22 protein-coding genes and 1 pseudogene are annotated in these 19,972 nt (G+C 54.8%); 4 read left to right on the top strand and 19 right to left on the bottom strand.

Annotated features, from left to right (window positions below):
* Positions 1-486: 486 nt before the first annotated feature.
* Both PG881_RS22560 and PG881_RS22555 read right to left on the bottom strand, forming a co-directional pair.
* Positions 487-717: a thioredoxin family protein gene (locus PG881_RS22560; RefSeq protein WP_017787122.1), complete on the bottom strand. Its 231-nt coding sequence runs from the start codon at positions 715-717 to the stop codon at positions 487-489.
* Positions 718-730: 13 nt separating this feature from the next.
* Complete coding sequence (locus PG881_RS22555) at positions 731-1,732, bottom strand: permease (RefSeq protein ID WP_017787121.1); 1,002 nt, start codon at positions 1,730-1,732, stop codon at positions 731-733.
* 123 nt (positions 1,733-1,855) lie between these two features.
* On the opposite strand from PG881_RS22555, the gene PG881_RS24000 reads away from it, so the two are divergent.
* Both PG881_RS24000 and PG881_RS22545 read left to right on the top strand, forming a co-directional pair.
* The gene (locus PG881_RS24000) at positions 1,856-2,224 is read left to right on the top strand and encodes an ArsR/SmtB family transcription factor (protein WP_333563431.1); all 369 of its coding nucleotides are present in this window, start codon (positions 1,856-1,858) and stop codon (positions 2,222-2,224) included.
* On the top strand, positions 2,136-3,326 hold the full coding sequence (locus tag PG881_RS22545; RefSeq protein ID WP_270803002.1) for an NAD(P)-binding domain-containing protein: 1,191 nt from the start codon (positions 2,136-2,138) through the stop codon (positions 3,324-3,326). Before PG881_RS24000 ends, PG881_RS22545 begins: the two co-directional genes overlap by 89 nt.
* A 48-nt stretch (positions 3,327-3,374) precedes the next feature.
* On the opposite strand, the gene PG881_RS22540 is transcribed toward PG881_RS22545, so the two are convergent.
* Positions 3,375-4,811, bottom strand: a complete 1,437-nt coding sequence (locus tag PG881_RS22540; protein ID WP_270803000.1) for a glutathione synthase — start codon at positions 4,809-4,811, stop codon at positions 3,375-3,377.
* A gap of 243 nt (positions 4,812-5,054) precedes the next feature.
* On the opposite strand from PG881_RS22540, the gene PG881_RS22535 reads away from it, so the two are divergent.
* Positions 5,055-5,333 (top strand): hypothetical protein, encoded by a 279-nt coding sequence (locus PG881_RS22535; protein WP_005303852.1) that lies wholly within the window; start codon positions 5,055-5,057, stop codon positions 5,331-5,333.
* Positions 5,334-5,385: 52 nt separating this feature from the next.
* Here PG881_RS22535 and PG881_RS22530 read toward each other — a convergent pair whose 3' ends face one another.
* The 12 genes from PG881_RS22530 to PG881_RS22475 all read right to left on the bottom strand — a co-directional run bounded on the left by PG881_RS22530 (position 5,386) and on the right by PG881_RS22475 (position 14,329).
* Positions 5,386-5,943: a sigma-70 family RNA polymerase sigma factor gene (locus PG881_RS22530; RefSeq protein ID WP_270802998.1), complete on the bottom strand. Its 558-nt coding sequence runs from the start codon at positions 5,941-5,943 to the stop codon at positions 5,386-5,388.
* Positions 5,931-6,356 (bottom strand): glutaredoxin-dependent arsenate reductase, encoded by a 426-nt coding sequence (arsC, locus tag PG881_RS22525; protein ID WP_270802996.1) that lies wholly within the window; start codon positions 6,354-6,356, stop codon positions 5,931-5,933. The genes PG881_RS22530 and arsC overlap by 13 nt, the downstream gene beginning before the upstream one ends.
* A 33-nt stretch (positions 6,357-6,389) precedes the next feature.
* A complete protein-coding gene (gene arsB / locus PG881_RS22520) occupies positions 6,390-7,451 on the bottom strand; it encodes an ACR3 family arsenite efflux transporter (protein ID WP_017788462.1) in 1,062 nt (353 codons plus the stop codon).
* 41 nt (positions 7,452-7,492) lie between these two features.
* Positions 7,493-8,725, bottom strand: coding sequence for an organoarsenical effux MFS transporter ArsJ (gene arsJ / locus PG881_RS22515; protein WP_241278956.1), 1,233 nt, complete (start codon positions 8,723-8,725; stop codon positions 7,493-7,495).
* 7 nt (positions 8,726-8,732) lie between these two features.
* Complete coding sequence (locus tag PG881_RS22510) at positions 8,733-9,749, bottom strand: ArsJ-associated glyceraldehyde-3-phosphate dehydrogenase (protein WP_005303842.1); 1,017 nt, start codon at positions 9,747-9,749, stop codon at positions 8,733-8,735.
* A 10-nt stretch (positions 9,750-9,759) separates the two neighbouring features.
* The gene (locus tag PG881_RS22505; RefSeq protein WP_224480018.1) at positions 9,760-10,257 is read right to left on the bottom strand and encodes a phosphatase domain-containing protein; all 498 of its coding nucleotides are present in this window, start codon (positions 10,255-10,257) and stop codon (positions 9,760-9,762) included.
* 33 nt (positions 10,258-10,290) lie between these two features.
* A complete protein-coding gene (locus PG881_RS22500) occupies positions 10,291-10,791 on the bottom strand; it encodes an arsenate reductase ArsC (RefSeq protein WP_043163174.1) in 501 nt (166 codons plus the stop codon).
* 1 nt (position 10,792) lies between these two features.
* Complete coding sequence (arsA, locus tag PG881_RS22495; RefSeq protein WP_005303837.1) at positions 10,793-12,580, bottom strand: arsenical pump-driving ATPase; 1,788 nt, start codon at positions 12,578-12,580, stop codon at positions 10,793-10,795.
* 68 nt (positions 12,581-12,648) lie between these two features.
* Positions 12,649-13,077 carry an arsenite efflux transporter metallochaperone ArsD gene (gene arsD / locus PG881_RS22490; RefSeq protein ID WP_005303835.1) on the bottom strand — a complete coding sequence of 143 codons (429 nt, stop codon included), beginning with the start codon at positions 13,075-13,077 and terminating at the stop codon, positions 12,649-12,651.
* A gap of 10 nt (positions 13,078-13,087) precedes the next feature.
* Positions 13,088-13,567 carry an arsenate reductase ArsC gene (locus PG881_RS22485; protein WP_005303833.1) on the bottom strand — a complete coding sequence of 160 codons (480 nt, stop codon included), beginning with the start codon at positions 13,565-13,567 and terminating at the stop codon, positions 13,088-13,090.
* Positions 13,564-13,947 (bottom strand): ArsR/SmtB family transcription factor, encoded by a 384-nt coding sequence (locus tag PG881_RS22480; protein WP_005303831.1) that lies wholly within the window; start codon positions 13,945-13,947, stop codon positions 13,564-13,566. Before PG881_RS22480 ends, PG881_RS22485 begins: the two co-directional genes overlap by 4 nt.
* An 85-nt stretch (positions 13,948-14,032) precedes the next feature.
* Positions 14,033-14,329, bottom strand: a complete 297-nt coding sequence (locus tag PG881_RS22475; RefSeq protein ID WP_005303829.1) for an ArsR/SmtB family transcription factor — start codon at positions 14,327-14,329, stop codon at positions 14,033-14,035.
* 106 nt (positions 14,330-14,435) lie between these two features.
* On the opposite strand from PG881_RS22475, the gene PG881_RS22470 reads away from it, so the two are divergent.
* A complete protein-coding gene (locus PG881_RS22470) occupies positions 14,436-15,512 on the top strand; it encodes a permease (protein ID WP_005303827.1) in 1,077 nt (358 codons plus the stop codon).
* A 48-nt stretch (positions 15,513-15,560) separates the two neighbouring features.
* Here PG881_RS22470 and PG881_RS22465 read toward each other — a convergent pair whose 3' ends face one another.
* From PG881_RS22465 to PG881_RS22450, 4 genes and pseudogenes are all read right to left on the bottom strand, one after another.
* Complete coding sequence (locus PG881_RS22465; RefSeq protein WP_005303825.1) at positions 15,561-16,589, bottom strand: polysulfide reductase NrfD; 1,029 nt, start codon at positions 16,587-16,589, stop codon at positions 15,561-15,563.
* 9 nt (positions 16,590-16,598) lie between these two features.
* Positions 16,599-17,303 carry a 4Fe-4S dicluster domain-containing protein gene (locus tag PG881_RS22460; protein ID WP_005303823.1) on the bottom strand — a complete coding sequence of 235 codons (705 nt, stop codon included), beginning with the start codon at positions 17,301-17,303 and terminating at the stop codon, positions 16,599-16,601.
* 16 nt (positions 17,304-17,319) lie between these two features.
* Positions 17,320-19,503, bottom strand: coding sequence for a molybdopterin-dependent oxidoreductase (locus PG881_RS22455; protein ID WP_270803006.1), 2,184 nt, complete (start codon positions 19,501-19,503; stop codon positions 17,320-17,322).
* Positions 19,500-19,972 (bottom strand): annotated as a pseudogene (locus PG881_RS22450) (hypothetical protein); the annotation flags it as partial. The gene PG881_RS22455 and the pseudogene PG881_RS22450, both read right to left, overlap by 4 nt.

Genomic DNA, 19,972 nt, shown 5'->3' with positions numbered 1-19,972 from the left:
CATGATGAACCCTGTTCCATGGCTCCAGATGACAAACATGATCTCATATCAGGGACTTGTTCGCACCTTCCTTAGTTATACCTGACAGAACGATAATTATCGAGAACGCCATGCACACCCATAAGAATCCCATTGTGGTGGTACTGTTGGGCTTTCATGCACTATGCCGCCCGAAACTCAAGGGGCTGGAATGTGACTGGGTGATGGTCAGCAAGTGGCGAGCCCAAACGCCCGCAGGCACAAGCCAAACAGGTCTTGAGCTGGTATCAGGGTTGAAGCAATACTGCTGCAAGGGGATGTGGTGCCGGTGATTTGCCAGTATGCCAGCGAGACAGTAAGCGACCTGATCATGATGGGGGCCTAGGGTCACTCACGGATCAAGTTGTTTATCGTGTGCAGCGCCACAACGGGAATACTGAAAACGACCAAAGCCTCTCTGTTGTTGCTGAGATAATCAGGGGCGAGATAACCCGCCCCTTGCGTGTATCAGAACCAGCTTTGCACCGCCTCTCTAGCCGGGATCCCGCCCGCATGAACTACCTTGTCATCAATGACGACTGCCGGTGTAGACATCACCTTGTACTTCATTATCTCGGGCAATGACTCCACCTTCTCAAGCTGAATTGAAACACCAAGTTCATCCACCACCTGCTGGATAAGTTGGACGGTGTTCTTACAGTTCGTACAGCCAATACCCAGTACTTTTACATGTTTCATCTCACGTTCCTCATTAAGAAATTAATGGCGACACGAAGTTAAAAACCCACCCAACGAGTGTGAAGGAAACCAGCAGCACCAACAGTAAGGCACCCAGAAGTTGCCACTTCATCACTTGTTTGAGCAGAATAAATTCAGGAAAACTGGCCGCCACCGTGCTCATGCAAAATGCCAGTGTCGTACCAATAGGCAAACCGTTGACGATCAGACTTTCCATTATCGGGATCACCGCAGTGGCATTGGAGTAGAGGGGGATGCCGATTACTACAGCCACGGGCACTGACCACCATTGCCCAGCCCCAAGATGGGCGGCAATCCAGCCATCAGGAACAAAGCCATGGAGTGCAGCCCCGAGCCCAACCCCGACAATGACCCATAGCCAAACACGTTTGAAAATGGTGAGGGTTTCATCTTTGGCAAAGGCATGGCGCTCCGAAAGAGAAAGGTGTGGAGTCTGCGTGTCTTGCTGGGTCACACCACTTTGCTCATACCGTCCTTGCTTGAGTGCCTCTGCGGCAAAATCGGCCAGCCAGCGCTCAGCCTTGATTTTGTCCAGAAACGCACCGCCCAACATACCAACAGCCATGCCTATCACCACGTAAATCAGGGTGAACTTCCAGCCCAACAGACTGACCAGCAATAGGACGGCCACTTCGTTGATAAGCGGTGAGGTTATGAGAAATGCCATGGTGATCCCGAGCGGGATACCGGCTGAGGTGAAGCCGAGGAACACTGGGATACTTGAACAGGAACAGAAGGGGGTGACCGCACCAAAGCTGGAGCCCAGGAGATAGCCCAAACCTCTGTGCTTGCCCGCCAGATAGTCCCTCACCCGTTCGACATTCAGGGAGGCCCGCAGCATGGCTACGATGTAGATCATGACCAGCAGCAGCGCAAAGATCTTGCTCACATCCTCCACGAAGAAATGCAGCGCGTCCCCCAGCTTGGTTTGCGGACTCAGGCCCAATTGCTCGTAGACCAGCCAGCTGGCTAGGTTGGTGAAAATCTGAAACATAATGGCTCCATCAACATCGGTGTTACCCAGAAGACGTTGCATGTCCGCAAAGGATGCTCATATTTTTTTTTATCTTTTGCAGAGTGGTGGATAGTTAGGCATATACACTTTACACGTGCATTAATGTGCACATATACTCAGAATATGAACACAATACAGACTCACAATCAGGCTATTGATGCCGCTATTTCCTCTCTGGATGGGGCCTTCTTCAAGGCTCTATGCGAGCCGCCACGGGTTGCAGTGTTAAAGCGCGTCATGCAATTGGGTCGAGCAGATGTCACCGCAATTGCTGCTGACTTGCCCCAGGAGCGTTCGGTGGTTTCCCGTCATCTACAGGTACTGCTTGAGGCAGGGATCGTTCGTGCCTCCAAGGTTGGACGACAAGTATTCTACGAAGTAGATGGCCCAGCCATTATTCAGCGCCTGGAAGACATACTCCATCACACCAAGAACATTACTGCACTGTGCTGCCCTGGCAGGTCAGCTTGATTTTTCTTTACCTAAATACATGTATGGATGCGCACATATGAACTTAATGGATAAACAATTTGATGTCGTTGTCATCGGAGCAGGGCAGGCCGGTTTGGCATGTGGCTGGCACCTAAAGCAGCAAGGGCTTAACTTCATACTCCTTGATGAGCAAATGCGGCCTGGTGGGAACTGGCGCCACTACTACGACAGCCTTGAGCTATTCTCGCCAGCAGTCTATTCCTCGCTACCCGGTATGCCGTTCCCCGGTACACCGGGTCACTATCCAAGTCGTGATGAGGTGGTATGTTACCTTGAGCAGTATGCCGACCAGTTCCAGCTACCTATCCATCAAGGGATTCAGGTCAAGCTAGTCGAGCGAGCAGAGGCGGGTTTCCAGGTAATCACCGCCGATGGTCAACGCTTACTGGCGAGTGCAGTTATTGTGGCATCTGGAGCTTTTAGCCGCCCCTACCTGCCCGACATTCCCGGACTTAACAAATTTAAAGGCTCTCAGCTTCACAGTGCAGACTATCGCAATCCCATGCCTTTTCGCAGCCGACGTGTCGTCGTTATTGGCGCAGCGAACTCCGCAGTCCAGATCGCTTATGACTTGGCCAGCGTAGCCACAGTGACACTGGCTACACGAGAAGCCATTCGGTTTGCGCCGCAGCGTATATTGGGCGCAGATTTTCACACTTGGTTGAAATGGACAGGCTTGGAGAAAACCCGCTGGTTGAACGACCAGAGCACCCCGGTTCTGGACAACGGCACCTACCGCAAGGCGCGGAGAAACGGCTATTTCAAGCAGCGCCCCATGTTCACCAAGGTCACCTCAACTGGTGTCGTTTGGTCAGATGGAAGGCATGAAGCCGTTGATACTCTGTTGTTTGCCACTGGCTTTCGCCCCAATCTCCCCTTTCTCGAAGGCCTGCCCGTGATGGACGTAACCGGCAAGGTGATGCAGCATGATGGAAGGGCCAGCCATGTACCCGGTTTGTACTTCGTAGGCCTGCCAAAACAGCGCAACTTCGCCTCGGCAACCCTCAGGGGGGTTGGGCCCGATACCGGGCACCTGCTCCCTCACCTGCTTCACCACCTTACAGACCTGAGCGGCATATGACAGTGGTCAGTTTTGCTTGGCCACTCCCCTCCATCTACATGGAGGGCCTCAATCACTGAATATCAGTGAGTCAAGGACGCCTTGCCCGCTATGAACGCCCCCTTCTGTCGATTCGGCTGATTTGCTACGGATGAGATATCCCGCAAAGCTCTGCTCGGCGCAACCAGGATTGCCATCAAACTGAATGGTGAACATGCCTACTTCACTGATCAAATCCGTCACCCGGTGCAGTTCTCCTTTGCGCACTATCCAGGCTGGCATCGGTCTGGGAACGGGATGTAATCGGCCCATCAGTGACCAAGCCTGATATTGCTGGGGCTCCAGTGTTTCTAATTTTGCCAGTATGTCTGCCCCAAACAGACAATGCCCACCCCCTTCACCCTGATTTTTAAGCACCCAACTATCGGTGGGCGCAGTTTCTATAAAGTGTGCGCTATCAGGGGTAACAGGGTGCATCTCCCCTAGAACACCTTTCACGGTGTCAACCTCTTGTGGGGTCAAACCAAATGAATCGAATCCCTCTTCTCCCAAACGCGACAGCAGCATTTGCACTCGTTTGCTGGTAGCCAATTGCTGGGCGACCGTGGCGTTGACGGCGACTCTGTGTTGCTCAATCAACACGCGGGTCGCCATCAGCGCCTGGCAACATCTCTGTTCTTTGAGATCCGCAGCCTCATAATCTGAATATTGGTATCCGGCCCGCAGATAGACAGTATCGAGGGAGCCGACACCATCGAGGAGCAACCTGTTGTTGGCGCCCGTGCTCAGTTGATTATGAAGTTCACGAAAGGTTCTGCGCTGCGTCTCAATCCCTTTGCGCTGGAGTGCCAGCTCAAGCAGGTGCTGATCAAACACATTGTTTTCATGCTCCTGCACAATCATCAGAAACCTTGCCGGGCCGGGGTCGCCAAACTCACGCTTGATCTTGAAGGTGGCCTCGGCAATGCCTGCTGACAATCCTTCAATGGCATGATTGCTGACCAGTTCACCCAATGCCTGATGCGACTCCTGCATGTACAAAACAGGCCATTGCCGTTGCAGATAGTGATGCAGTTCATGTATTCGCTGACCAAATGGCCCCATGCCAGCGGCGATGCCATTGAACTCGACCAGCTTGTGGCCATCGCGCTGGTCGTCCATAAAGTCGCTGCGCATGATGAGTAATGGCAGCCGGGGTGGCTTGGTGGCTGATGAGTGTATCTGTTGGTGCATGCTGAGCAGGGCTGAAAAGAAGGGATCGCCCGCCGTAATGGGATGAATGGCATCATGTAAAAAGCCATGATCCTCTGAGACGGCATAAATCAGTTTGCTTAAGGTCTGTGCCGCACTTTTCAAATGCTGGTAGTCCCGTTGGCTGATCGGTGTCGGCGCCAGGGTAAATGGGGTATGCACAGCAGAATACAGCGACTCTTTAAAGGCTACACCGTGGGTTAATGCCCACTCGACTGCATCATCTTTGGCTTTCTGGATGTCGAAAGAACTCATCATACGATCCTGATTATTGACTCACGAACCTCAAGGCGTGGTTGCCCAGCCCTCATATCGAACAGCGATCTTCATATCCTCATCAGACGAGCGCAGCACGTCACGAGGAAGACGCGCAAGCAGCGAAAAGGATGCACTTCAATTTTCTGAACCACGTCAACCTGACTCAGGTATTGTCATATTCTCGTCATACTTCCCAGCGATGATTAATAAGAATTAATCAATCAACATGGATAGATGAACATGAAAAAAATCGTCGCTTCCGCCGCCCTGCTGGGCTTTAGTCTGCTTAGCACCGCCGCCTTTGCGAGCGAATTCAACCTGCCCGGTTTTGTCACCGAAGTGGAAGATGGGCGGCTATGGGTCTTTAAAGAAGGCTCGCCAGAGCTGGAAGAGTTCAAGCAACATGGCGAACCGGCAAAACAGTTCAGCAATATCGGGGCAGGCCCCAATGGCATGACCATTAAAGCAGCCAACCAAGAAACCTTGGATGAGTACCTGTCCGAAGCCAAGAACAAATAAAGAAAAGGCCAAGGTGAAAACCTTGGCCTTTTTACTGAACATGGGTCATGGCTTACTTCGCAGCCGGAGTGAAGCAACACACCCGACCCGTCTCATCCAGCCTGACCTGACAGTCCAGAGAGAGCTGCTGACGCAAGCGTTGCCTGGCTCGCAATAAACGCGACTTGGTGGCGGTGAGGGTCAGGCCGTATTGGGCAGCATAATCCGCCTGCTTCATGCCATCCAAATCACAGTGTCTGAGAATATCCCGGTCAGCTTGAGCTAGCTTCTCCAGCACTCTGGGCAAACAGCCCGCCAAGGAGTCGACCGCATCGAGCTCACCCTGCTGCATGGCCAACTCGTCAGATAGTGGCAGCAACGGGCGTTGCCTGCGACTTTTATCAATCACCAGATGTCTGGCGACTTCAAACAGCCAAGCCCTGGTATTCTCAATGGCACAGAACTTACCCTGCTGACGGATCGCCCGTAAGAAGGTCTCTTGTAGCAGATCATCTGCATCCATCGGGTTGCCAGATTGCTTGAGCAGCCACCCATAGATCTCATGTTCATGCTGTTGCCATGCCGTCATCAGGCAAGGTGGCGCCCCCGTGGGTTCGGTCACTTGATGCATTTTCCTTGCGCATCCACCACCTGCTCCCCATCCTCCTTGGTGAAGGCACCTTGCTGAGGATCCGGCAGAATATCCAACACCACCTCTGACGGACGGCACAGCTTGGTGCCAAGCGGGGTGACGACGATGGGACGGTTAATCAGGATGGGATGAGCCAGCATGGCGTCAATCAACTCATCATCGCTGAATCTCTCCTCGGCCAGTCCAAGCGCCTCAAAAGGCGGCACGTTTTTGCGCAGCAAGTCACGTACCGGCATCGCCATAGCCTCAATCAAGGCAACGAGGGTTTCGCGGCTCGGCGGTGTCTCCAGATAGTGGATAACGGTAGGCTCAACGCCTGAGTTACGGATAAGCTCCAGCGTATTGCGGGAAGTGCCACAGGCCGGGTTGTGGTAAATGGTTATTACGGTCATATCGTTACCTTTATTGCCTATGTAGTCCAAGGATTACGCGGATTTACCTTCGTACCATGGCTTGGTGGCGTTCACGACTTTCACGACCAGCAGCATGATAGGCACCTCGATCAATACCCCGACCACTGTTGCCAGTGCAGCGCCGGAATGGAAACCGAACAAGCTGATGGCGGCTGCAACGGCGAGTTCAAAGAAGTTGGATGCACCGATAAGGGCTGACGGACAGGCCACCGAATGCTTTTCTCCCACTTTTTTGTTGAGCCAGTAGGCCAGGCTGGAATTGAAGATAACCTGGATCAGGATGGGCACGGCCAGCAGGGCAATCACCAAGGGTTGCTCAATGATGGCATTGCCCTGGAACGCAAACAGCAGTACCAGTGTCAGCAGCAGCGCCGCAACAGACCAAGGCTGGATCTTGTGCATTGCTTCATCAAAACTGGCTTGACCGTGGCGCAACAAGGCTTTGCGGATGAGCTGAGCAATGATGACCGGAATAACGATGTAGAGCACCACAGAGATAAGCAGGGTGTCCCACGGTACGGTAATACTGGAAACACCCAGCAAGAGACCGACTACGGGGGCAAACGCAAACACCATGATGAGGTCGTTTAAGGCCACCTGAGACAGCGTGAAGTAGGGGTCTCCATTCGTCAGTCTGCTCCAGACAAACACCATGGCTGTACAAGGTGCGGCAGCAAGCAAAATGAGTCCGGCGATATAGCTATCAAGCTGATCGCTAGGAAGCATGTCGGCGAACAACACACGAATGAACAACCACCCAAGGAAGGCCATGGAGAAGGGCTTGACCAACCAGTTTATAAACAGGGTCACACCAATCCCTTTTACATGTCCCTTCACTTGATGCAGCGCTGAGAAGTCGATTTTGAGCAGCATGGGGATGATCATGACCCAGATCAGCAGACCAACCGGCAAGTTGACCTGAGCAATCTCCATTGCTCCAATCGCTTTAAAAATGCTAGGGAATACCTGCCCCAAGGTAATCCCGACCAGAATGCAGATTGCCACCCATGCGGTCAGATAACGTTCAAAAAAACCGATAGCAGGCGCTTCGGCTGCATTGCATTGTGCTGACATAAAAACTCCAAAGGGTCATAGACCCATTAAAAAGACGAGGATCAGCGACCCTCGTTACCAACATTCAACTGATGGCGTGGCAAACCGACAGAGATCAACGCCGCCAACAGAATAAAGAGGGTGGAGATCCAGAGGCAGGCCTCCAGACCATAGAGCTGGAAAACCAGCCCGGAGAGCAGGGTGCCGAGCAGGCGGCCCAAGGCATTGGCCATGTAGTAGAAACCCACATCGAGCGACACGCCATCAGCTCCTGCATAACTGACGATGAGGTAGCTGTGCAGGGAGGAGTTGATGGCAAACAGAGCGCCAAACACCATCAAGCCGCCCACCAGGCTGATGGCCGGATGCACCTCATAGTGGAGCGCCAGGGCAATCAGGGCCGGGGTCAGTGCCAACACTAGCGCCCAACGCATCGCAGCCTTGCCATCGGGTACACGTCCCTCTCGCTTGCCGGTAAAGCGGGGCGCCTGGGTCTGAACCACGCCATAAGCAATGATCCAGAGCGCCAGGAATCCCCCCACATACCAGTGATCCCAGCCAAAGCTGGAGGCGAGGTAGACAGGCAACGCCACCACAAACCAGACATCACGGGCACCAAACAGGAACAGACGGGCCGCCGACAGGTAATTGATGGCGCGGCTCTTGGAGAAGATTTCGCTGAACTTGGGCTTGTTCTTGGCTTTGCCGAGATCCCGTTTCAGGGTCAGCATGCTGACGCACCACACCAGCGCCAACGCCAGGGCCATAACCAGCACGGCCCCCTGAAACCCGAGCAGGGTCAACAGGGCGCCACCGAGGAAAAAGCCCATCCCTTTCAGGGCATTCTTCGAGCCGGTGAGGAGTGCCACCCACTTGTAGAGCTGACCCTGGGCCTCCCCCGGCACCAGCAACTTGATGGAGCTTTTGGCGCTCATCTTGTTGAGGTCTTTGGCTATCCCCGAAAGCGCCTGCGCCCCCATCACCCAGGGCACCGTCAGCCAGAGCGGTGGCACCAGCAACATGCCCAGTGCCAGCACCTGGAGGGCCAGCCCTATGTTCATGGTGCGGTTGAGCCCAAGGCGAGCCCCGAGCCAGCCCCCCACCAGATTGGTCACCACCCCGAAGATCTCGTAAAAGAGAAACAGGGAGGCGATGGCCAGCGGGCTGTAACCGAGCCCATGGAAGTAGAGCACCACCAACATGCGCAGAGCGCCATCGGTCAGGGTGAAGGCCCAGTAGTTGCCGGTCACCAGCAGATACTGGCGGATCTCGGGGGAGAGTCGGGTCAGTTCCATGGCGGGGTTATCCTTGCGCCTTGTCCATTTGACCGACCATGCGCATCAGCTCGGCGGTGCGGTTGGCATAGCCCCACTCGTTGTCATACCAAGCGTAAATCTTCACCTGGGTGTCGTTGACCACCATGGTGGAGAGTGCATCTATGGTGCAGGAGCGCGGATCCGTCTTGTAATCCACCGACACCAAGGGGCGCTCTTCATAGCCCATGATCCCCTTGAGCTCACTCATAGCGGCAGCCTTGAGCAAGTCATTGACTTCGGCTTCGGTAGTAGGGCGGTTCACCTCGAACACGCAGTCGGTGAGGGAGGCGTTGGCGAGCGGCACCCGCACCGCATGACCGTTCAGCTTGCCCTTGAGCTCGGGGAAGATATGGGTGATGGCGGTGGCAGAACCCGTGGTGGTGGGGATCAGGCTCAGGCCGCAGGCGCGGGCACGGCGCAGGTCAGCATGGGGGGCATCCAGAATGGTCTGGGTGTTGGTGATGTCATGAATGGTGGTCATGGAGCCGTGCTTGATGCCGAGCTGCTCATGGATCACCTTCACCACTGGCGCCAGGCAGTTGGTGGTACAGGAGGCAGCCGTCACTATGGGATGCTGCGCCTTGTCGTAGAGGTGGTGGTTGACTCCCATGACGACGTTCAGGACACCTTCTTCCTTGACCGGAGCTGTCACCACAACACGCTTCACCCCTTGTGCTAGATAAGCATTGAGCAGGGCCTTGGTTTTCATCTTGCCGGAAGCCTCGATCACCACATCACAATCAGACCAGTCAGTCTGACCGATCTCTTTGTTGCGAGTGCAGAGGATGCGATGGTTACCGATCACCATCTCGTCCCCATCGCTGCTGGCTTCATGATGCCAGCGGCCATGGACTGAATCGAAGGTGATGAGGTGTGCCAGAGAGGCGGCATCGCCAGCCGGGTCATTGATGCGCACAAACTCCACATCCGCCCAGTCGAAGGCGGCGCGAAATGAGAGACGGCCCATGCGGCCAAAACCGTTGATACCAACTTTGATAGTCATGCTGTTTTCCTTAACCGGCGAATGAGTAGTGGGTATTGAGGTAGTGAACGTGGGGCGCCAGGGTCAGCGCCTTAGGGCGCAGCCCTTGCACAAGCGACTTGACCTGTGTGGGGGCGTAGCCCGCCTCCAGCAGCAAGATGGCCGCCATCAGCCCGGTACGACCCGAGCCGCCACGGCAATGAATGGCCAGGGTCTGACCCGCCGCCAGACGCGCCAGCAGATCTGCCTTGTGGTTGGCAAAGGCAGCGGCAAAGGGCGCTTCGGGGGCACAATCGTCCTCTACCGGCAGCTGGAACCAGGCCAGCCCCAACGCGGCGCACTCTGCGGGCAAGCTATCGGCCTTGAATTCGCTAAGCTCGGCATCGGGCATCATGGTGACCACCGCATCTGCCCCTGCGGCTTGCAGGGTCTTGAGGGAGGCTTGCAAGGAAGCCTCCTTGGTGCCAGGGCAGGGGGTGAAGATAAGGCGGGCGCCATTATCCAGGTTCAGGATGTCAAACGGGTGCATGATAAACAGCGACTCCATGTCTCATTGAGAACGTTAGGTGGGTGAAGATAGGTTGATGGTACGCATCGCTTGTTGCAGCGAGATGCGATCCAGTTTGTTCAGTGGCAGGCTCAGAAAGATCCGCAGCCGGTTGCCGATTTCGTGATAAGCCTTGTTGAACGCCGCCCATTGCGCCGCATCACTCTCTGTCACGGCAGCCGGGTCACTAAAGCCCCAATGGCCGGTGATGGGCTGCCCCGGCCATGCCGGGCACTGCTCGCCTGCCGCCTGGTCACATACCGTCAGGATAAAATCCATCTTGGGGGCATCTGGGTGGGCAAATTCTTCCCAGCCTTTACTGCGCAGGGTGCTGGTGTCCAGATTGTGTTGCGCCAGCAATTCAAGGGTCAGTGGGTGTATCTCCCCTTTCGGGGAGACGCCAGCACTAAACGCCTTGAAGTTGCCCTGACCGAGCCGGTTGAGTAGCGCCTCCGCCATGATGCTGCGGGCCGAATTGCCGGTGCAAAGGAAGAGCACATTGAACGGACGTTGCATCTCACATCTCCTTGTAGATGGGGTGACATAAATCTTGCAGCGCTTTCACGCCCACCGGCTCGACAGCTTGCAAGGGCACCACGGCATAACGCTTGGCATGCTCCTGCTTGACCGCTTCGATATGGGGCTGCTGGCGATACGCTCGCTGGGCCAGCAGTGGCGAGGTGACACTGGCCGGGGCCAACATGTGATTGACTACCCAGGCCCATGGCTCGATACCGGCGCGGCGCAGGTCAGCTTGCAAGTTGGCCGCCTCCTGTACCGGGGTGGGCTCGGGCAGGGTGACGATCATCACCTTGGTCTGTTTCGGGTCTTGCAGCTGCATCATGGGGGTGGTGAAGTGCAGCCCTTTGCCACCCATCTGACGGGCGATCTCTCTGTGATAGGCACCAGTCGCATCAAGCAGCAAGAGGGTATGGCCAGTGGGCGCCGTATCCATCACCACGAAGCGCTTGCCAGCCTCGCGAATGATCCGCGAGAAGGCCTGAAACACGGCAATCTCTTCGGTGCAGGGGGAACGCAAATCTTCTTCCAGCAGTGCGCGACCCTGGGCATCCAGACTCGCCCCCTTGGTAGCCAGCACCTGAGCACGGTAACGCTCGGTCTCGGCGTGGGGATCGATACGGCTGACCTCCAGGCTGGGCAGTGCCCCTGCCAGTGTCTCCCCCAAATGGGCGGCGGGATCTGAGGTGGTCAGGTGAACCGGCAGGCCTCGACTAGCAAGCTCCACCGCCACTGCCGCAGCCAGGGTAGTTTTACCCACACCGCCCTTGCCCATCAGCATGATGAGCCCGTGGCCATCGCTGGCCAGCTCATCGACCAGTTGCTTCAATCCGGGGTGTGGTTCAGTGGTTGCGCTCTCAACCTCATAAGTCCCAGTGACCGATGCTGCACCCAGTAACTGGCGCAGGCTGTCCACGCCCACCAGATTGGTCGCTAACAGCGGCACTCTGTCTTGTGGCAAACTTGCCAGCAGCGCTGGCATATCAGCCATAGCCTGCTGCTCACGTTGCCATACGGCTGTTGCCAAGGGATCATCAACCAGCTCGCTTTGCGGGAAGATGCCATTGATAACCAGTTGCTGATTGGCAAGACCGATGGTCGCCAGTTCGTCATGGGTACGTGCCACTTCCCGCAGGGTCGAGGCTTGCGCGCGGGCGACCAGGATCAGCCGTGTTTTCCCGGCATCAGAGAGTGCTGCAACGGCCTCAGCATATTGGCTGCGCTGCTTTTCCAGTCCAGCCAATGGCCCCAGACAGGAAGCATCGCCTTTGCCCTGCTCCAGAAACTCGCTCCATGCCCCCGGCAATTGCAACAGACGGATGGTGTGACCGGTCGGTGCCGTATCGAACACGATGTGGTCGTATTCCCCCACCAGGCTGCTGTCGGTCAAGAGCGCAGTGAACTCGTCAAAGGCGGCGATCTCTGTGGTGCAGGCACCGGAGAGCTGTTCTTCAATACTGCGTACCACGCTTTCGGGCAGCTTGCCGCGCACTGGGCCAACGATACGTTCGCGATAGGCTTGCGCGGCGGCTTGCGGGTCAATCTCCAGTGCTGATAACCCATCGACTTGCGGGATCCTGGTGATCTGGTTCCCTATCTGGGTGTCGAACACTTGGCCTACGTTTGAAGCCGGATCCGTGCTGACCAGCAGTACCCGTTTGCCACTGTCACACAAGGCAACCGCACTGGCACAGGCCAGCGATGTTTTACCCACCCCACCTTTACCGGTGAAGAAGAGAAATGGGGGCGAATCATTGAGAAACGAGTAGTTCAGAAACGGGGACATGAGAGACTCCTATCAGGAAGAACGAGGCCATAAAGCAAACAGAGATCTTTCCAACCACACGATGGTGCTTAGCAGCAACCACTGCTACCGGAGCAGCATCCACTCTTGACGATCCCTTTGATGGCCCCGGCTTTGTTGGACTCAGCTTCTGGCTGTTCAACGTCGGCACCATCGCTTTCTGGTGCTTTCGGCAACTCCAGTCCTGCATAGCGGATCAGCTCAGCGCGGCTGGGATAACGACCAGTGAGTACCACCTGACCATCAACCAGCGTCACCGGTAATCCTTCTTCCCCTGTCAGTTCCAAGAAGGAAGATACTGCCGGGGTTTCAGCGAAGACCAGAGGCTGTTGTGCCAGGTTGAATCGGTATAAAGAGCCACCCTGCTGCTTGAGCCACTCGGCATCACCAGCAAAGATCACCAGATTTTGGTCAACATCTGCGCCACATACACCGCTGGAGCAGCACAGGGCAGGGTCGAATACCTGTATCAGTCTCATGATTTCTTCCTCACTTAATCTCGGTGGCAATCGTATCCAGAGCTGCTTTCAGCCCCTCGCGATCATTGGAAAAACGGGATACATCCTGCGACAAGAGGGCTTCGATACGCTTTCTCAGCGTCGAGTATGCACAGTGAAAGGCGAGCGCTATCTGCTCCTCGCTGCCGGTCACATGAGCGGGATCATCTACGCCCCAGTGGGCTCGCAATACAGGCCCCAAATAGACAGGACAGGTTTCATTGGCCGCGTTACCACACACACTGATCACAACATCTGGCGTCACCGGCAGCTCATGCCAAGATTTGCTGTGCAATCCGCTGATGTCGATACCTTCGTGGGTCAATAACGCCAGTGAACGAGGATGTACCTCACCGGTTGGCTGACTACCGGCACTCATGGCATGCCAACCGGTTGGAGCCAGGTGGTTAAAGGTCGCCTCTGCCAGAATGGAACGGCAAGAGTTGCCTGTGCATAGGAACAAGATATTCATGATGAGCAACTTTCCTTGTTGGTGCAGGTATGAACGGGGGGGAGCACCTCAGGGGTACAATTGGCCGCGCTGCGCATATCCGAGCACTGCTCTGGATTGCCATAGCAGCACTCTTCGGTGAGGTAACCGATCAAGTCGAGCATCAGGGGAATATTGGCGCGGTAACGCAAGAAACGGCCCTCTTGCTCCACCGAGACAAGGCCTGCATGCAGCATGGCTTTCAGATGGAATGAAAGAGTGTTCGGGGCGATATCCAGTTCACTGGCAAGCTGGCCAGCGACCATACCCTCCAGCCCTGCCTTGACCAGCAGACGCCATACATCGAGGCGGATACCGGATGCGAGAGACTCGAAGACTTTAGTGGCTGTATCTTTATTCATTTGAACCTCTTCATTCATTTCATGAGTACAACTATACAAGAATAGTTGAAATGATCAACCCACCCAGACCTTGCCATTGATTTATTTAGGTACAGGTGCTGTTTACACAACACTCTTCACGGAAAAACGCGATGATCTCTTCCAGCACTTCGTATTGAGAGACGCACAGCAGAGTACGGCTCTCCCGGTTCTGCTTGACCAGACCCACCGAGACCAGTGCGGCAATGTGGTGGCTCAGGGTCGATGCGGGAATGGCGAGCTGCTTTTGCAACTCTCCGACAGGCAGGCCCTGTTCTCCCGCCTTGACCAAATGCTTGAAAATGAACAAACGGGTCGGATGACCCAGCTCTTTCAATGCCTTGGCAACCTCTTCCAACTCCATAGCTCGCTCTCCTTGATGAAACATATTTCGATAATACCAGAAATATCTTGACCACCCCAATTGTTCGATTATTCTGGAAGTGTAGTAAATCAAAGAGGATATGAAGATGAATGATTGGTTAACCATGCTGACAGATGCATCTCAGATGTTTTTGTTCCTGGCCTTTGAGCTCTCTGTACTGTTCCTGGTGATCAGTGCCGGGGTCAGCTTGATCCGCCAGAAGATACCCGACGCCAAGATTCAAGCCATGCTGGGGGCACGAAAAGGCAGAGGCTATTTGATTTCTGCGGTACTGGGGGCATTGACCCCTTTTTGCAGTTGCTCAACCATTCCTATGCTGCGCGGACTCTTGTCTGCCAAAGCCGGTTTTGGGCCAACCCTGACCTTCCTGTTTGTCTCGCCGCTGCTCAACCCGATCATCATCGGCTTGATGTGGGCCACTTTCGGCTGGAAAGTGACGGTACTGTATGCCGTGATTGCAGCAGGCGTTTCTGTACTGGCGAGTATGCTGCTGGACATGCTGGGGTTTGAGCGTCATGTCATTGACCCCAAAGAGGCCAAGCAAAGCAGCTGTGGCACCGGTTGTGACACCACTACACAAGAACCTGCAAGTGTGAGTGCAACAGCCTGCTGCTCAAGCAATGCTATCAAGTCCGTCAAACCGCTAAAAGCTCAGGCATCTTGCTGTACTGCGCAACCCGATGAGGCCGCGCCAACTGTCTCTTGCTGCGCAGATGGCACTGCGGCACTGACCCAGGCCCCAGTCATTCCCACGGCCTTCGCCAAAGCGCGTATCGATGCCTGGCAACAATTCAAAGAAGTGCTGCCTTACTTGTTGCTGGGGGTGCTGATAGGGTCATTTATCTATGGTTTCATCCCCGCCGAGTGGATAGCGGCCCACGCCGGGGTAGACAACCCGCTGGCGATCCCATTCAGCGCAGTTGTGGGTATTCCACTCTATATCCGGGCAGAAGCCGTTATCCCTCTGGCATCGGTATTGCTGGGCAAAGGAATGGGCATGGGGGCGGTGATGGCACTGATTATCGGTAGTGCGGGGGCCAGCCTGACCGAGGTGATCCTGCTCAAGTCGATGTTCAGAACACCTATGATTGTGGCGTTCCTGACCGTAATACTGGGGATGGCCGTCATGATGGGTTATCTGACCCAACTGCTGTTTGCATAAATGACAAAGGGCCTTCTGAAACAGAAGGCCCTTTTTTACACGGGAAAATTACTTGGCTATTGATGAGCGTGTGTTGATGAACAACCCCATCAGCTGGAACAACAACGCAGCCATTGAAATCCCCAAGATCAGAATACCGATCTCGGCCAGGTTAGGAACATAGTGTTGTACAGCACCAAACCAGGTCGATTTTGGCCCAAGAGACACCAACTGTCCGCTGGTCACAAAGGCAACCTCAGCCAGGAAAGACCAGAGCAAGGTCACCAGCATGGCCACTTTCACATTCATGAATGACAGCGCCAAGGCGATGACAAAACCGAGTGGCAGCCAGCCCTGTACCCACATACCGTTTCCCACACCGCTGTTTCTGATGCTGTAAACCCAGAGTACAGAGAGCAGGATAATCTGGGCTATCACTGCAAGCCGCCAAATACCCCATAAGCGTGGATTGAATGCGCGGGTTACTTGCAGCAAGCCGATAATGGAGACCCCACTGACCATGGCGCAGACAAGGGTAAACAGCGCTGACTGCGCCCCTGAAAATGCGGCTCTGGCCACGACAGTGCCAAACACCGACCCTAATGTCAGCGAGGCCAGACAGGCAATGACCAAGGTACTCCAGGCCAACATACGGCCTTTCGCAAGGTGTACTCCCTTCCATTCAGCCAAGAACTTAAGCAGTAACAACACCAGCTCAATGGAATAGAGTGTTCCCATCCACCAGATCGGGGACATCACGTTCGGGGACAAGACCAACCAGATGATGCTAAAGGGTGACCCCATCTCTGTCGCCAGTGCAGTGAACGCTCCCAGCAACAGGGCTATGGCGGTGAGCAGCAACTGCCTCTTGTTCTGTTTCAGCCAGTCATCATCCAATATCTCAGCCAACGCGAGCAAGATGGATGCCCCCGTGCTCATCAATGCCAGAAAAATGTAGGTGATCAGCGGCAGCGTCCAGATCATGCTGTCGTTGGTTTTGAATGAAGAGTGGAAAAACCACTCTTCAATAGCGAAAAAACCACCGAAAAGACAGCCAGCCACCGCCAGTAACAGGGTCATCCTGGATGTATTAGTCATAGCGCCTCCCTATACCCGGCGGGTTGGTGTGTATTGTCTGATATAGAAAACCTTGGCCTGAGTGCCTAATTCAGCTCTCAACGGTTTGCCATCAAATTGGCGGATCAGGACAGATACCTCACTGTTAGGGTCATCCAAATCGCCCACAACCCGAGCATGTGACGGACAGGCATCGACACAAGCAGGATTGAGCCCCACTTTCAGACGGTGGTCACAGAAGGTGCATTTCTCCACCTTGCCACGATGCCGCAATACTGGATAGGTGTTGCCACGCTCGGGGTTACTGTTGGGACATCCCTCACCTCCAGATGCTTCCAGCATGGTCTTGGGGGTGTAGGTGCCAGCAGGCAACACCCCATCTAGCCGCTGCCACTCTTCGTGGGGTTTATTCCAGTTGAAGCTGATGACACCGTATGGGCAATTCACCATGCAGGCCTTGCAGCCAATACACTTGTCGGGGTCGTGGAGTGTCAGTCCCCCTTCGCCCTTATGCATGGCTTTGGTAGGGCAGCCGTTGACACAGGGCGCATTGTCACAGTGGTTGCACATGGTGGAGATGTACTCAAATCTCACATCAGGGAAGACCCCTTCGGACTTGATGATCTTGTCGCACCAGTTAATATCGGGTGTGGTGTTGTTTTCCGCTTTGCAAGCGAAGACACAGCCACTGCAACCAACACATTTCTGTTGGTCAATTACCATTCCATAACGCATTGACTTGTCTCCTTACCTACACCTTCTCAACCCGGACACCAATCGCCCCGTAATATGCAGCAGACCCCGACAAATGCTCGTGAGCTGGCGGTAGGATGTCGTTGTTATTGCCACCTCGTGGCAGCTTGCCAAATTCCAATGCGGCAGTTCGTCCATAGGCCCAGTGCCCTTGACCAAAGGCCTTGGCAACCGTGCCTGGCCGGACACCCTCAAACAATGTCGCTTCACAGGTAATGCTGCCCTGTACGGTGGTGAGTTTGACGAGATCTCCCTCGCTCAACCCCAATGACTTGGCATCAAGCGGGTTGATCTTCACCACGTCTTTATTTTTCTTCTCCCCTGGATCCAAATCCCGGTTGCGCTGATACCAGGTGGTATTTGCCGAACGGCCTTCCCGGTTCAGGCGCGACTTGTGATCGACAAACAACATGGGATAGGCCTCGACATCGCCGAATCGGAATGGCGGCTCGTAGTGGGGAACATAGGCAAGTTCACCTTCGGCGGTGTAGTGACACGCATTCATCACCTCATTGACCGACTTGCCATGCTTACTGGCATGAGTTTCCAGTGCGACTTTTAGGGTTTCGCTGTAGAACTCGAACTTGTGAGTTGCTGTTTTCATCTTGCTCCAGCGAGATTCGAAAGAGTATGGCGATGAGTTCCAGACTCCGATCTTCTTGAAGTGCTCCCAGCCGTCAAAGCGATCACCATTGGTATATTGCGCAGGATCCCACAGTGGTTGCGTCATCAACTTGGTGGCAAACAACCCCAGCTCTGCGTGATTGGCGGGGCTCTTTCCGGTTTCAGGGTCTTTGAATTGCTCCTGGAAATAGCGCAGCGGGGCATCATAGCCACGCTTGGCCAGAGCCTCTGCTAACAGCCAAGGGAGGCCAGTCTCATCCCCAATGTCATTGCCGAGCGAAGTAACTAGCGGTGTTGTGATTGAAACCTGAGAGTGGCGGTTACCCGAGGTGCTCTGAATGCCCCATCGTTCAAACATGAAATGGGGAGCGGGTAACAGCAGGTCGGAGAACCAGCTGAATTCGCTGACGTGGGTCGAAACGTGAGCCACGAAGGGGACTTTCGCCAGCGCCTTTTCCCAACGACCGGCACCGGGGGCCGAGAAGGCAAAGTTATTGAAATAGCCCAGTAATACCTTGGGAAGGTAGGGGTCTTCTTCCAGAATGCTGTCTGCCACCACGTTGGTCATGACACCGGCACCACTCTCCCCTTTTTTCAATGCGGGCCATTCCAAGCGACCCACTCTGTCGATCTTCTCCTTCTTGAGGCCATGCTTGGCGATCTCATCCGCATACTCTTTGCCAGACGCAAAATCAGTCAGGAAGGTCTTGTTGTATTGCAGGACTCCACCTTTGCTATCAACGGCGCCGAGCAAGCCATTCAATGCGTGGCAGGCAAGCCCAATGTAAGCACCGCGTTGTTGCATCTGGATGCCTCTGGAGCGCCAAATCTGGACTCTGGGAGCCGCATCCCCAAGCTTGTGCGCCAACCGCCGAATCTTCTCAACGGGGATACCGCATATGGGGGCTGCCCACTCGGGAGTCCGATCTTTAAGTTCCAGATTCCACCATTGCACCAGACCATGGGTATGACGCTCGGCGAAGAGCTCTGCGCTCACCGGCTGCCCGGTGACAAAGCGTTGCTCAGGGTCGGTGAAGTCACCAACGAATGGTTTATGCCAGAGGCCTTCGGTCAAGATCACATGGGCCAGTGCCAATGCAAGGGCGCCATCTTGTCCTGGAATAACGGGCAGCCACTCATCCGCTTTGGCAGCAGAGGATGAATAGCGAGGGTCTACAATGGCAACCTGAGCCTTGTCCAACATGTCTCCCCAGGCAGAGCTGTAGTAGGAGACCTGACGATTGGCGCTGAGCGGATCGACACCGAAGGAAAGGATATAGCGGGTGTCTTGGATGTCGTATTGGCGATATCCCCAGTCCCCTTCGGTAAAGAAACTGGAGAACTTGTCGGCTTCTGCGCAGAGGGAGCTATGGGTGATCGCGTTGGGCGATCCCAGCACTGCGGTAAAGTTCTTGATCAAGACATCGCTCAATTCCGAGTAACGGCCCCGCAATGCAACATAGCGATGGGTTTCATCATTGGCCCTTAACTCCATCAACTTGTCAGCGATGAGGTTGATCGCCTCTGGCCAAGAGATGGGCTTGAAGCCAGGGTCTATGCCCCGACCTTTCTGGGGGTTGGTACGTAGTAGCGGAGTCTTAAGCCTGTCGGCATCATAGAGTTCTTGCAGGGCGAGGTATTGTCTTGGGCAGTGGATTTACCATGCACCTTGGAGTGCTCATTGCCCCTGATATGCAGTGCTCTGCCATCGAGCATATAAACCTGCTTGGCACAAAATGAGGTGCAGCCATTGCAGGTGGAGGGAAGCCATTCCCCCTCACCGGGTCGATACACCATGCCAGCCTTGGCCATTGCCATGGTAATAGCATTGGGAGTGAAGATTGACGAAGCTGCTAAGGCGCTAGCGCCGAGCAAAAAGCCCCGTCTGGAAATTAGAAATTCTTGTTTGTGACCCGACATAGCATCAACCATCCATTGTGTCCCTAGATGGTTAGGGAAGGTGCGAACAAGTCCCTGATATGAGATCATGTTTGTCATCTGGAGCCATGGAACAGGGTTCATCATGA

Origin of the sequence: Aeromonas sp. QDB54, from assembly GCF_027707385.1 — a bacterium.
Classification (GTDB): Bacteria; Pseudomonadota; Gammaproteobacteria; order Enterobacterales; family Aeromonadaceae; genus Aeromonas; species Aeromonas hydrophila.
The sequence above is the reverse complement of the archived record's forward strand: the minus strand, read 5'-3'. Positions and strand labels throughout refer to the sequence as shown.